The sequence below is a fragment of the Pseudarthrobacter sp. B4EP4b genome (assembly GCF_006680095.1).
In the GTDB taxonomy this organism is placed as follows: domain Bacteria; phylum Actinomycetota; class Actinomycetes; order Actinomycetales; family Micrococcaceae; genus Arthrobacter.
Genome location: NZ_VHIJ01000031.1, coordinates 20,599 through 32,740, shown reverse-complemented (window position 1 = coordinate 32,740; position 12,142 = coordinate 20,599). Strand labels below are relative to the sequence as shown.

At 63.8% G+C, this 12,142-nt stretch carries 14 protein-coding genes; 9 read left to right on the top strand and 5 right to left on the bottom strand.

Annotation, left to right across the window (positions count from 1 at the left end):
• Positions 1–11: 11 nt before the first annotated feature.
• Positions 12–746 carry a hypothetical protein gene (locus FNL14_RS11205; RefSeq protein WP_142060049.1) on the bottom strand — a complete coding sequence of 245 codons (735 nt, stop codon included), beginning with the start codon at positions 744–746 and terminating at the stop codon, positions 12–14.
• A 520-nt stretch (positions 747–1,266) separates the two neighbouring features.
• Between FNL14_RS11205 and dprA the strand changes: the two genes are divergently transcribed.
• The 3 genes from dprA to FNL14_RS23305 all read left to right on the top strand — a co-directional run bounded on the left by dprA (position 1,267) and on the right by FNL14_RS23305 (position 4,115).
• The gene (gene dprA, locus FNL14_RS11200; RefSeq protein ID WP_142060047.1) at positions 1,267–2,184 is read left to right on the top strand and encodes a DNA-processing protein DprA; all 918 of its coding nucleotides are present in this window, start codon (positions 1,267–1,269) and stop codon (positions 2,182–2,184) included.
• A 571-nt stretch (positions 2,185–2,755) separates the two neighbouring features.
• A complete protein-coding gene (locus tag FNL14_RS11195; RefSeq protein ID WP_142060045.1) occupies positions 2,756–3,781 on the top strand; it encodes a DUF4192 domain-containing protein in 1,026 nt (341 codons plus the stop codon).
• A gap of 181 nt (positions 3,782–3,962) precedes the next feature.
• Entirely contained in the window at positions 3,963–4,115 is a 153-nt protein-coding gene (locus FNL14_RS23305) for a hypothetical protein (RefSeq protein WP_181762605.1), read from the top strand.
• A 124-nt stretch (positions 4,116–4,239) separates the two neighbouring features.
• Here FNL14_RS23305 and FNL14_RS11190 read toward each other — a convergent pair whose 3' ends face one another.
• The gene (locus FNL14_RS11190; RefSeq protein ID WP_142060043.1) at positions 4,240–4,485 is read right to left on the bottom strand and encodes a hypothetical protein; all 246 of its coding nucleotides are present in this window, start codon (positions 4,483–4,485) and stop codon (positions 4,240–4,242) included.
• 876 nt (positions 4,486–5,361) lie between these two features.
• On the opposite strand from FNL14_RS11190, the gene FNL14_RS11185 reads away from it, so the two are divergent.
• Positions 5,362–6,708, top strand: a complete 1,347-nt coding sequence (locus FNL14_RS11185; RefSeq protein WP_142060041.1) for a ParB/RepB/Spo0J family partition protein — start codon at positions 5,362–5,364, stop codon at positions 6,706–6,708.
• A gap of 326 nt (positions 6,709–7,034) precedes the next feature.
• On the opposite strand, the gene FNL14_RS11180 is transcribed toward FNL14_RS11185, so the two are convergent.
• Positions 7,035–7,262: a DUF2188 domain-containing protein gene (locus FNL14_RS11180; protein WP_142060039.1), complete on the bottom strand. Its 228-nt coding sequence runs from the start codon at positions 7,260–7,262 to the stop codon at positions 7,035–7,037.
• A gap of 593 nt (positions 7,263–7,855) precedes the next feature.
• Here FNL14_RS11180 and FNL14_RS11175 point away from each other — a divergent pair.
• The 5 genes from FNL14_RS11175 (at position 7,856) to FNL14_RS11155 (ending at position 10,334) form a co-directional block, all read left to right on the top strand.
• Positions 7,856–8,122, top strand: a complete 267-nt coding sequence (locus tag FNL14_RS11175) for a glutaredoxin family protein (protein WP_142060222.1) — start codon at positions 7,856–7,858, stop codon at positions 8,120–8,122.
• Between the two features lie 5 nt (positions 8,123–8,127).
• Positions 8,128–9,036: a single-stranded DNA-binding protein gene (locus FNL14_RS23615; protein ID WP_255470796.1), complete on the top strand. Its 909-nt coding sequence runs from the start codon at positions 8,128–8,130 to the stop codon at positions 9,034–9,036.
• Between the two features lie 140 nt (positions 9,037–9,176).
• Positions 9,177–9,782 carry a DNA-binding protein gene (locus FNL14_RS11165; protein WP_142060037.1) on the top strand — a complete coding sequence of 202 codons (606 nt, stop codon included), beginning with the start codon at positions 9,177–9,179 and terminating at the stop codon, positions 9,780–9,782.
• Positions 9,775–10,044 carry a hypothetical protein gene (locus tag FNL14_RS11160; RefSeq protein ID WP_142060035.1) on the top strand — a complete coding sequence of 90 codons (270 nt, stop codon included), beginning with the start codon at positions 9,775–9,777 and terminating at the stop codon, positions 10,042–10,044. The genes FNL14_RS11165 and FNL14_RS11160 overlap by 8 nt, the downstream gene beginning before the upstream one ends.
• A gap of 2 nt (positions 10,045–10,046) precedes the next feature.
• Complete coding sequence (locus FNL14_RS11155; protein WP_142060034.1) at positions 10,047–10,334, top strand: helix-turn-helix domain-containing protein; 288 nt, start codon at positions 10,047–10,049, stop codon at positions 10,332–10,334.
• A gap of 531 nt (positions 10,335–10,865) precedes the next feature.
• Here the strand turns inward: FNL14_RS11155 and FNL14_RS11150 are convergent.
• Positions 10,866–11,180: a hypothetical protein gene (locus FNL14_RS11150; RefSeq protein ID WP_142060032.1), complete on the bottom strand. Its 315-nt coding sequence runs from the start codon at positions 11,178–11,180 to the stop codon at positions 10,866–10,868.
• 31 nt (positions 11,181–11,211) lie between these two features.
• Positions 11,212–11,928 carry a hypothetical protein gene (locus FNL14_RS11145; RefSeq protein ID WP_142060030.1) on the bottom strand — a complete coding sequence of 239 codons (717 nt, stop codon included), beginning with the start codon at positions 11,926–11,928 and terminating at the stop codon, positions 11,212–11,214.
• Positions 11,929–12,142 lie beyond the last annotated feature (214 nt).

Here is a 12,142-nt window from a genome sequence, read left to right as displayed (position 1 = left end):
GCCGACGATGTTTATGGTTGCTCGGGTAGTCCGGTATCCCGTTCGACTGTGACCTGGGTGGTCACGGTCCGCCTGTAAATGTCGGTAACCGTTCCATCCCGATGCGCAAAAACCGGGTAATTCGGCACAACGTCGTCGGCGGTTGCCTTGGCCTCCCAAGGGCACTTTAGGACTCTGGAAATATCGGCGTTCTCCCCGATCTTTGGGATCAAAGCATTGAGTTGGACGGCCAAGGCAGAAACGATCAGGTCTTCGTCCGGTGCCATAATCGCCCAACCGGTCGGGTGTTTCGCCGTCCCGTTGGGGATGCCCCCCTTAGCGTTCGGTGAACCGACAAGCATGATCTTGGTCAGCCCGTTGTGGTCGACTGTGTGCCACGTGTACGGCGGATGTGACTCCTTGTGATCAAGAAATGCCCGAAACGCACGGGCCTTCTCGAGCAACGGATAAGCCTCGTCCATGAAGAGGCCTTTCGGCTTCCACCAGGTCAAGAATCTGGCAATGGAGTGCGTTGGTGCTTCCCCAAAAGTATTGGCGTGTCGCCGGATCACGGAAAGCAATGCGGACACCGAGGAGTAATAGGTGTGGAAAAAATCGTGCGTAGCGCTGAAGAGTGCCTCTTGCTGGCGTGGAGTGGGATGGGCATTGGGGTAGTAGACGCTCACCGGCCCAAACGCACCCCGGGCTGTCTGGATCTGGTCCCTCTTCTGAAGAAGGCTTTTCAGAGACTCTTCGAGATCAGCCATAGCGTGCTTCTGGCCTTCTGAGGAGTCCCAATGTGTGAATTCGTGGGCCCAATTGTCGATGTAAGCAGGACCTACCCGGAAATGGAACGGGACTCTAGGTGAGTCTCTCTTTGATGCCGTCACCATTGCTGCGCTCCCCAGAACACACATTCGTCCATAGAGCCGAGTCTAGCGGGGAGAGCCCACATCCTCTTTGGTCCTGGCCGGAGCAATCGGTCCTCGCTGCGCTCGGGCTGTAGAAGCGTTTTTCTGTTTTTTGCTGCTGTCCTGCGGATCGTACGTGCCCGCTCCACCGGCTCAACCGTCCTGCGGACGGCTGCGCAGCAGATGCCTTGTGTCGGCGCTTCGCTTATTTCCTCCCACAACCCATCCGCTGCTTGCCCTTCGGGTTGCCCCGGCTCCGTCGGGCACAGCTACGCGTTGCTCCGCCAGCAGGCAAAAAACAACCGGGGGAGAGGGAAGCTGGCCGGTCACCACAAGCCGCCCCACCCACCGAATCCTCAGCAAAGGACACAAAACCATGAACACCACCGAAGACCGCACCGCACGCGCCGCACTGACCCGTCTCTTTGAACCCGGCGACATCGTCGGACGGGCATTGGTCGCGAAACACGGGGCCGCTTCCGCGCTGGAGATCGCCACCGGCGCACGGGCCGCCGTCCCGTTCTGGGATGTCACGGCCGAGGAGCTGGCCGAGGGCCTGCGCCGCTGGGCGGCGCGGATCCCGGACCTGCACCCGGAAAAGGACCTGGCCATCATCGAACGTCTGGGCGGCGGATTCCTCACTCCCGACGACGAGCACTGGCCCACAGGCTTGAACGACCTTCCGGACGCCCCGTGGGGCCTCTGGTACCGCGGCAACATTGAGAACGGAATCCCCAACCCCGCGCAATGCGTGGCCCTGACAGGCTCACGCGACAGCACCAGCTACGGCGCAGCAGTCACGGGCGATATCGCCTACGGCCTGGCCCAGCGTGGAATCTGCGTCATCTCCGGGCTGGCCTACGGCATCGACGCGCACGCTCACCGCGCCGCCCTGGCAGGCCACAAAGGAACCGAGGCGGCGACCATTGCAGTGCTGGCCGGAGGCCTGGATCGGGACTACCCGTCGGGCAACGCTGACCTCGCGGCCGCGATCCGCGCCAACGGTCTGACCCTCTCGGAACTGCCGCCGGGAAGCGCCCCGACGCGGTACAGGTTCCTGCAGCGGAACCGCATCATCGCGGCCCTTGCCGGTGTCACCTGTGTGGTCGAGGCCCGGTGGCGGTCCGGCGCGCTTAACACCGCGCACCACGCCGAGACCATCGCCCGACACGTCGCCGCAGTCCCCGGCAGCGTCCATTCCGCTAACTCGGCGGGCTGCCACCGGCTCCTGAAGGAAGGCAGCGCGGTGCTGGTCACCGACGCGGCAGAACTCGCCGAGCTGCTCGCGGGCTAGAACTACGGGGTGGCCGGTCCCTTCCGGGGCCGGTCACCGCGGGCGGTCCGCCGCCCATGGCCGGCGTTGGTGGTGGGTTGCCGGCGGCGGACCGCCAACCGCCCGGGACATCGGTGGGGACCACGGGTGGCGCGTCCCGCCAGCCGCTGCACGAACCTGGGAAGTACCGGTGTGTTGGTTGATGGTTCGCAGGGCTCACCAAGGAAAGGGCGTCCGCTGGCGCGCCCGGCTGTTGGGTCCAGTGCCGGCTCCGCAGGGCTCCGCCGTCCCTGGCCCTGTGTTGTCTGCGACGCTTTTTGGCTGCTGTCCTGACGGATTATACGTGTCCGCTCCGGCCCGTCTAGCCCCTCCTTCGTCGGGGCCTGCGGCCCGCAGAATCGGCTCCGGCGCTCCTTCGTCGCTGATTTCCTCTGCAGATTCCGCGGCCCTTGCCCTGCGGGTAGACAGGCCTCCGTCGGCCACAGCTCCGCAAGCTTCGCCAGCAGCCAAAACAACGGGGGGAGAGGGGACGCTGGCCGGTCACCTGAGCCGCCCCACCCGCCAAATTCCTCAGCAAAGGACTTTTAAAACCATGACTGATGCAATCCGCATTTCCAGCCCCGCCGACATCCTCGGCTTCATCCCGCACACCCTCGGCTTCGTGCCCCGCGAGTCCTTCGTGTTCCTGACGATGCGCGGGAACACGCTGGGCGCCACGCTCCGCGTTGACGCCCCTGTGGCCGCCGGTGCCGCAGGCTTCGCCCACTCCATGGTGGAGTACATCGAACTGGATGCCAAGGCCACCGCCGTTCTGCTGGCGGTCTACACGGACAGCGATCCGGAAGTAGGGGCGCAACGGCCGTTCCACGACCACATCGAAGCGGTGATTCAGGCGTTGGAGACCGCGGGCACGCCGCTGAAGGACGCGTGGCTGGTCACCTCAAGCTACTGGCGGAACCTGCTGTGCGACAGCGAGGCAGGGTGCTGCCTGCCCGAGCCGCTGGAATCCATCACGGACGGGCAGCTGAACGCGGAACTGGTGTTCCGGGGCAGTAGCTACCAAAAGGCCCCCGGCACCACCTATGCGGCGTTTACCGGACCGGCGGATACCGCCGACCGGATCCGTGAGGCCGTTTACGGGGTGTTCGCGGGGGAGCTGCACACCGGCCGGGAACTGTGGGCAGAGGCCCTGATCAGGGACGGCTGGACTGACCCAGAAACAGCTGTGGAGCTGGTGGCCTGCTTCCAGCGTCCGGATCTGCGTGACGTGCTGTTCTGCAACGTTATCGACCCGGAACTGCCCGACGCCGAAGGCAGCGGAGACCTGCTGATCGGGCAGGGCATCACACCGGACTGGGACCGGGTCGACCGGGCACAGCAGCTGGCACGGGGCCTGATGGAAATGACACCTGAGCGCTACCGGGCCCCGTTGCTGACCCTGATCGGTTGGCTGTCCTATCTCAAGGGCCAGTCATCCGTGGCCGCGGAGCACTTCAACCTCGCGATCGAGGTCAGCCCCGGCTATCGACTCGCTGGGCTGATGGAACAGTTGGTGAGCCGGGGGACCATCGCCCCGGTGGCACAGGACCCGGACACCGCCTACCAGCGGCACCGCTAAAAGCAGTGGGGGCCGGACCGGCAACGGTTCGGCCCCTCGGTGCGGTGGCGGCCTCCCCCGCTGGCGCTCCTCCGGCCGCCGATCACGCTGACGCGGGCGCAGCACCCCCAGCAGGACCCACTGCCTGCCGCCGGGCTACAGTGAGAGTGGAACGAGACCACTTCAAGCCAGGGGACAGCACTTGAGTCACGACTTCATCCTCACTGACGACGACGCTGCACCCGCCGGCGCCACCCACGCCCAGGACATGCTGGAACTATCCATGCTGACCATCCAGCAGCAGGCCCCCTCCGCCGTGGACATCTCCTGGGAAAAATCCCCTCTGGACCATTAACTTCCGCAGCAATGACGCTGCACGACAGGTTTCCTTTTGCTGAGGGAAAAACCGAGGCCGGCCCCAAGGGGCCGGCCTCACCTCGTTAAAAACCTGCCAACGTACCGGCCAAGGCCGGCCCTCGTCATGTCGGCTCTGTTTCAGAGCTTGTTCGCCACAACCAAACGGCCGTCAGGCTGTTGAGAAGGCCGATAAACAGATCGCCGGCAGCTGGCCGACCAACGATCAGGTCCACGGCCACCAGCACCACCGATCCGATTGCGGCAACAGTGAAGACCACAGCCAGGACCCGGCGGACCAGTGGTGACTGCCACGCACTATCGCGCGGAGCCTCACTGCCGCGACCAGGGTGTGGAGCTGGATCGCTCATGCCCCCACCCTACTCAGGGACAAGTGCATGCTCGCAGGGCTCGCACTGGTTTTCGCTGCGCTTCAACCAGTTGGCGGGCGTCCGCTTCGCGGCCGGCGGTGGGGTCCAGACCGTGCCGTCGCAGAGCTCCGGACGCCCTGAACTTTTTTGTCTACGACGTTTTTTGCTGCTGTCCTGCGGATCGTACGTGCCCGCTCCACCGGCTCAACCGTCCTGCGGACGGCTGCGCAGCGAATGGCTTGTGTCGGCGCTTCGCTTATTTCCTCCCACAACCCATCCGCTGCTTGCCCTTCGGGTTGCCCCGGCTCCGTCGGGCACAGCTACGCGTTGCTCCGCCAGCAGGCAAAAAACAACCGGGGGGAGAGGGAAGCTGGCCGGTCACCACAAGCCGCCCCACCCACCTGGAAGGAGCACAACCATGAGCGAAAAGAAGTCCTGCGAGCCCTACCCCGGAGCACCGATCGGGCGAGGACCGCCCCCTGACCGACCCGCAGGAATCCGTTGACAACATCATTGAGATTCCTTCGGATTGTACGTGTCCGCTCCGGCCCGTCTAGCCCCTCCTTCCTCGGGGCCTGCGGCGCACGAAATGTCCCTGCGGCGCTCCTTCGTCGCTGATTTCCTCCGGGAATTTCCCGCCCCTTGCCCAAGGGTAGACAGGCCTCCGTCGGCCACAGCTCCGCAAGCTTCGCCAGCAGCCAAAACAACGGGGGGAGAGGGGAAGCTGGCCGGTCACCTAAACCGCCCCACCCACCTTGGTCCGCGCCCGCACCCGTTTCCACCCGCTTGACAGACATAGAAGCGTCGGGGGGAGAGGGAAGCTGGCCGGTCACCTGAACCGCCCGACCCGCCCACGTCTCTGCGAGGACAAAAACCATGAACGCAACACCCACTCTCGAAATGCTCGACCCAACCACCCTGACCGTTGACATCAACGTCCGGAAAGACACGGCCCTGACCGCCGATTTCATCGCCAGCATCAAGGAACACGGCGTGATGGAACCCGTGATCGCTCACCGCAAGGACGACGGCACTGTGCACGTCCTGATGGGCCAGCGCCGCACCTGCGCCGCCGTCGAGGCCGGACGGCCCCTGATTCCGGTAATGATCATCGAGTCCCCTGAGGAAGCCGAGCGCATCGTCACGCAGGTGGTGGAGAACGTCCAGCGCGCCGAACTTACCGAAGCCGACGAGGCCGACGCCTATCACCAGCTGTCCCTGATCGGCGTTTCGGCCGCCGCGATCGCCAAGAAGACCGGACGCACCAAGACCACCGTCGAGTCCGCCCTGAAAGCCAAGTCCACCGAGACCGGAGCCGCCGCCCTGGGCAAGGGCTACACCATCGAAGAAGCCTTGATTCTGGCCGAATTTGAGGACGACGAGGAAGCCACGGCCGAGCTCGAGTCCGTCATGATGGACGAACCCGACATGCTTTTGCACGTCACCCAGCAGCTGCGGGACAAGCGCGACCGCGCCGCCGCGCTGGCCGCGCTCACCGCCGAATTGGAGGCGGCCGGAACGACTGTTGTTCCGGAGTGCGGGTATGGGGAGGATAGCGACACCCTCCGGGTCACCTCCCTGAAAACGGCGGATGGGGAACCGGCCACCGACGAGGACGGAAACGCCGTCTACATCGAAACGAACTACCGGGGCGAGCACTCAGCTGTCGCCGTCGTCACCGGCTGGAAAGACCTGGGCTTCACGCTCCGCTACTACAGCGGCTACGGCACAGCATCTGCCCCCAAAGGACCGATGACCGATGAGCAGAAGGCCGAACGGAAAACCCTGATCGAGAACAACAAGCTGATGCAGTCAGCTACCACCGTCCGCCGCGAATGGGTCAAGAACCTGCTGGCCAAGAAGCAGGCCCCGAAGGGCTGGCAGTACTTCACCGTCCACGCGATCACCCACCACTCCGAAACCGCCAGCGGCTACGAGGGCAGGGTGGCCGCTGAAATGGTCGGGGCGAAGTTCGAAGAATCCAACCAGTGGGCATGGAACCCGCTCAGGGAGCACGTCGCCAAAACGACAGCACGCCCGGAGTTCGCACTGATTGCGCTGGTCTGCGCCGGGTATGAAAAGACCATCCAAAAAGACTCGTGGCGCTCACCGAGCCAAACCCACCGGGACTACCTGAACCAGCTGGTCTTGTGGGGATACACGGCAAGCGAGGTAGAGCAGATCATCATCGACAGCGGCGAAAAGACCGAGAAGGCCGGATAGACCCAAGGCTCCTGTGCCGGGTGGCGGATCGACGAACGCGCCCGGCACAGGCCCAATCACCGAAGGAAGGCCAGGAACCTCCCAAAAGTCGGGCGGTCCGCCGCCCAGGGCGAACCACAGCAACCACTCACCAGCGGCGGACCGCCGTCCAACGCCAGCACCCAGGGATCACAGAAAGAGCCGCGCTCCAGCACCGAGGTTGGAAAAGAACGCGGACATCACTTCAGCTAGACTGAACCATAGATTTCTTGCAGAGAAACCCGAAGGGAGCCGGCACACGCCGGCTCCCTTCCGGGTTAACACGAGAACCCGAGTCCCGCGTCGATTCAGCCCGGGACGTTCCTCGGATCGTTGCCGTAACTGTTCTTGGAACTGATCTGGCCGTCCTGGTTCTTGATCACGTGCTCGACCTTGTCTGCCTGGGCCGCTGCCCGGCCTGCAGCTTCTGCTTCGTCCTTGGTGCTGTAGCCGGCGCCGAACGCGCGGTCGGCACCTTCGCGCTTGTTCTTCCACTGGCCATCTTCGTAGTACGTCTCGATATCGCCCTGAGCCATTGCACACTCCCTCTGCCGTTCCGAATCCTGCAAATGCTGCAAATATGTGGATAGCGAAAAGCCCCGCAGCACGAGTCGTAAAGCGGGGCCTCCCTGGCAACCACTCCGCCTGATGGGGGACAGGCGGAGAAGCTGACACCAAACCTAATAGCAAGCATGCTTACCTTTCAAGTTGGCGCGCCGCTACGCCGTGGGCCACTATCGCGGCCAGGTTTCCCGTGGTCCAATCCCAGCGCTGCCGACGCGCCTATTTCCGGGGCTGGACTTCTTTCAGCAGGGACGACACCAATTCACTGGGGGAGCACACCTTTGCAGGACATCTCACGAACGGTCGCGAAGCGGCTTTTCAGGCACATGGGGGCTGAGGCCCTGGCGAACCAGCGGGGATCACCACAGTCGCCGGCGGCGGGACTCACCCATCTTTTCCCGCGCCAGGGAACATAGAAGCGCATGTTTGGCGCGTAAAAATGTGTAAGAAAACCCCTAGAATTGGCGGCAGTACCCCTGTTCATTCAGTTGAATGATTGCTAGAATTGAAGTAGCAAGTCAGCCAGACGAACGAAACTTATTTGATACGAAACCAGGTGCTGAAAATAACTGCAACACCGGCCGTTTACACGGTCTACACCAAGCCCGATTGCCCGAACTGTGAGAAGACGAAGGACTACTTCGACTCCAAGGGCATCACCTACACGGCCGTGGACATCACCGAAGTCCCGGCAGCACTGGAGTACATCACCGCCGAACTCGGCTACTCCCAGGCACCCGTCGTCGTGAACAATGCTGATGACCAGGACCACTGGTCCGGCCTGCGCCGCGACAAGCTCGTCCAAGCGGCGATGAGTCACAAGGCGGCGTGAGGACCGTGACGAACTTTCGCCCGGTCGTCGGGTTCAAACTCAGCCCGCGGATCCCGTTGGAGGTGGACCTGTTCCGGCAGGTCAACCCCAGTGGCAGGATCTACCCCGACGTTGTGGATCCCTATGTTGTAGAGCCCGCCATTGTGGAACCGGACATTGAGGACCTGTGCGAGGGTTTCTACCCAGTCCCAGACAAGGCAGGGGATGACGGGTACCTTGAGGCGATCCACCGTGCCCCGCTCGGGAAAGGCGGGCTCTGGGACGCCCACACTGCCGACCAGTACCAACTCAACGACCTCACCCACGACGAACCGGGTGGGACTGAACCTCCGAACGAACCCACAACAGACACCGAGAACATCACCAGCACACGAGGAAAAGGAACCATCATGGCCGGCGAAACCACGATTACTGTCATTGGAAACCTGACATCAGATCCAGAGCTGCGCTTCACTCCAAGTGGATCAGCGGTCGCGAACTTCACCATCGCGTCCACCCCAAGGACCTTCGACCCTCAGTCCAACGAGTGGAAGGACGGCGAGACACTTTTCCTCCGGGCCTCCGTGTGGCGGGAAGCAGCGGAGAACGTGGCCGAGTCCCTGACCAAGGGCATGCGCGTGATCGTCACCGGCCGGTTGAAGTCGCGTTCCTACGAAACCAAGGAAGGCGAGAAGCGCACAGTGATTGAGCTCGAGGTGGATGAGATCGGCCCGTCCCTGCGGTACGCCAGCGCCAAGGTCAACCGCACCCAGGGCAGCAACCCAGGCGGCCAAGCCAGCGGCGGGTCCGGCAACCAGGCGAGTGGCAGCCAGGGCTCGCAGTCAGCCCCGCAGGATGACCCATGGGGACTGCCTACCGCCAGCGCAACCGCCGGCGGCTGGGGTAACGGCCCCGACTCCGAACCGCCGTTCTAGCAGGAAGCCGAAGCGGGGCGGCGTCCGGGCGGCCCCGGCCCTTTCGGCGCACCCGGGACAACTATTGATCATCGGATAGTAGGAGTAGTAGTTTTGTTACTACTACTCCTACTATTTTCTTTCGCTGAAAGGTCTGCGCCGTGACATTGAGTGTGAAAGACCGTGTTTTTGCTGCTGCCGAGCAGATCAGCGCTGAGCGCCGGCCGACGGTGTCCACGGTGCGCGCCGCGGCGGGCGTGAGCAACGCGGACGCGACCCGTTATCTGAAAGAGTGGGTCGAGGAGAAGCAGGCCGCCGGGGGACAGGTGGCCGCGACGCCGCCGTCGATCCTGGAACAGGCGGCCCGCCTGGCCGGTTCGTGCTGGGCGGAAGCATCCGCGGCGGCAAACGAACGTCACGCCGCAGCTGAGGGAGTGTGGGCGCAGGAGAAAAAGGAATTGAATGAGGAGGTCGCCGAACTGGTCGCCGACCTTGACAAGGTCACCGCCGAAAAAGAGTCCACCGTCGCGGAACTTACCTCTCGGTTGGCGGAGCTGGAACGCCAGCTTGCCTCCACCGGGGAGCAGCTGGAGCAGGCGCGGTCTGCCGAGCGTGAGGCTGCAGCCGCTGCGACGGTCGCTGGGACCCGGGCCGCGGCCGCGGAGGCCCGGGCCAGCGCACTCCAGGAAGCCCACGATGCCCTGCTTCAGCGCATTACTCCGGCGGCACCACCGCAGGCGTCAGCCGACGAGGAACCGGATGCCTAGGCCGAAGAAGATTGCTGCCTTCACGCCCTACTACACGGAGGAGCAGGCGGAACAGGTCCGTGCCGCTTTCCTAGAAGCCGGCAAGCCTGAAGAGGGTGATACGAGCGTGTCAGACTTCATTGTCAGGGCCAGCATGCGTGAGGTGAAGCGTCTGCAGCGCAAGTACAACGGCGGCAAGCCGTGGCCTCCGGTGAAGGCCGGGGAGCTGCGGCGCGGGCAGAGAACTATGGATGAAATACGACACCGGGACGAGGGAAAGTAGCCGTGGTGAAGGGTACCGATGAAGTGAACAAGGCGACCGCGCCGACGGCTGCGCCGTTCCCGAGGATGCTCACCCTGGACGAGGTCCAAGAGATCCTGAACCTCGGCAAACCCCTGGTCTATGCACTGGTCAAAAGCGGTGACTTGAGGGCCGCGCAATTCGGTGGAAGAGGCATCTGGCGGGTACGCCAAGACGACTTGGAAGCCTACATTGAAGCGGCCTACGAGAAGACTGCGGAGCGTATCGCATCAGGTCAGATCCCTGACGGTGATATCCCTTCCGACGCTTAGAAGATTTAGTCCCAAAGCAGCGAAAAAGGGCCGGCACCTATCGGGTGCCGGCCTTCGTCGTGGCGGATGTTTGTGACACCGGTCCGCGCGGTAGGCGCCATTGCTTGGATCACGCGGTCCCGCGGTACGTGGTGGTGATGAGCGCCGCCCTGCAGCTTGTGGTTGTCACCGCCGGCGACCCGGCTGGAAGGCCCCCGGGCGCCTGAGAAGCTTCTCACTGATCACGGTTCCGTCGCTGCCCGAAGCCGGCCCCGTCTGAACGGTGGATGTCGTCCCTGCTGAAAGAAGCATGACCCCGCGACAGGCGCGTCGGCGGCGCCTGTCTTGACCCATGGGGAAGGTGCCCGTTGGTGACTCGCTTCGTTTCCAGGTTGTGCACATTCGCCGGTCCCGGTGGTGACGTGCCGGCTGGTGGTGTGCTGGCGTTTGTGTGCAGCCGGTCAGGTGGGTCCCGTCGTCCACATGTGTGCGGGAAAAGCCCGAAGGTAGATAGCTTTTGCCGTGCCCATGTGGGTGAGGGGCTTAGTTCTCCTAAACGGTTTCCGGCTCGGCTGAATCGGTGCCTGACGCGGCGTCTGCGGGGACGCCAGTGGCCTTGGCTTGGGCTTTGCGGCGGCGGCCTGCGGCGGCTGGTTCGAGGCCGAGCTTTTTGAGTTCGTCGGGGCTCCAGCCGTCGCGGGTGGCTTTGACGTAGGCGCGTTTGTCGTCGCGTTCAGCGGTGGCGAGCTGGTCTTTGAGGTCGGCGACGCGTTGGCGTGCTTGGACGAGTTCTTCGACGGATTTGATGCGTGAGTTGAGCAGGGCTCGGGCCTGGTTTTTGGTTTCTTCGATGTTGATGGAAGCCATGGTGTTCGGTTGCCTTTCGTGGTGTTGCGGTTCAGCGTTCAAGGTCGGGGACGGTGTGGCGTGGGCGTGCTGTGCCTGCCGGTCCCGGGGAGGTGGTGTCAGTGCTGTAGTGGAGCGCGGCTCTGGCGTGTTGGGGGAAGGAGAGTTCGGCGAGTCTTATCGACGCCGGGACTGGCATTGGGGTGTATCTGTCCATCCGGTGTTCGTGGTGGGCGATGACCTCCGCGAGCGTTACCCGGTCGCTGGAGCTGATCACATCTGCCGTGGACGGGATGTCCTGGGCGACCATCAGCGCCAGCGTTTGGGTGTGGTGCCGTTCCTGCGGGGGCAGGACGGTTTCGATGCTTTGGACCAGTTCCGGAAGGACCAGTTCCTGGTCCGCCGTCAGCGCCGGGCCGGCATCTGTGCCGGCGCCGGAAATGGGCTGGTGCGGGGCGTCTTCGGTGGCGTCCGGGATGGGCATTTCGATGCTGACGGCGTAGCCGTCTTCGACGATGCGGGCTCTTGTTCCGGTCAGGTCCTGCAGGTGGCGGGTTGCGACATTGTCGATGCTTCCGCACACCTGGTCTGTGCCGCCGCTGAGACGTTCTTCGGCATCTCGCTGGCGTTGAAGGTTCGCCGGGTTGAAGTCCCGCTCGACGCCGAGTTGCAGATAGATCCGCCCTGGGCGTGAGTCGGTTGCCTGCCGGTAGGTGCAGATCTGGACCCGGGCCGCGGGCTGGTCCGGGTAGTCGTGTTCTGTGAGCATGTGACCCCCAAGGTTGGCTGTACAGACGGTGCCAGCCTACCGGCGGCAGGAGGTTGCCCCGGGGAGGCGGCCCGGCGTGCCGCGAAAGCCAACTGCGGCGGAGCAAGCTATACATTTACACGGGTGTAAATGGCGTGTCGCTCACGGCCCTGTGGTTGTTTGCTTGGCACACTGGCTTGTGTGGTCCCCGCTTTCGGGGTCGCTGCGCTGGGCT

What these genes read in the sequence shown, in the direction of transcription:
- FNL14_RS11205 (WP_142060049.1), bottom strand. Translation starts at nt 746, where the DNA reads ATGGCTGATCTCGAAGAGTCTCTGAAAAGCCTTCTTCAGAAGAGGGAC.
- dprA (WP_142060047.1), top strand. Translation starts at nt 1,267, where the DNA reads ATGAACACCACCGAAGACCGCACCGCACGCGCCGCACTGACCCGTCTC.
- FNL14_RS11195 (WP_142060045.1), top strand. Translation starts at nt 2,756, where the DNA reads ATGACTGATGCAATCCGCATTTCCAGCCCCGCCGACATCCTCGGCTTC.
- FNL14_RS11190 (WP_142060043.1), bottom strand. Translation starts at nt 4,485, where the DNA reads ATGAGCGATCCAGCTCCACACCCTGGTCGCGGCAGTGAGGCTCCGCGC.
- FNL14_RS11185 (WP_142060041.1), top strand. Translation starts at nt 5,362, where the DNA reads ATGAACGCAACACCCACTCTCGAAATGCTCGACCCAACCACCCTGACC.
- FNL14_RS11180 (WP_142060039.1), bottom strand. Translation starts at nt 7,262, where the DNA reads ATGGCTCAGGGCGATATCGAGACGTACTACGAAGATGGCCAGTGGAAG.
- FNL14_RS11160 (WP_142060035.1), top strand. Translation starts at nt 9,775, where the DNA reads ATGCCTAGGCCGAAGAAGATTGCTGCCTTCACGCCCTACTACACGGAG.
- FNL14_RS11150 (WP_142060032.1), bottom strand. Translation starts at nt 11,180, where the DNA reads ATGGCTTCCATCAACATCGAAGAAACCAAAAACCAGGCCCGAGCCCTG.
- FNL14_RS11145 (WP_142060030.1), bottom strand. Translation starts at nt 11,928, where the DNA reads ATGCTCACAGAACACGACTACCCGGACCAGCCCGCGGCCCGGGTCCAG.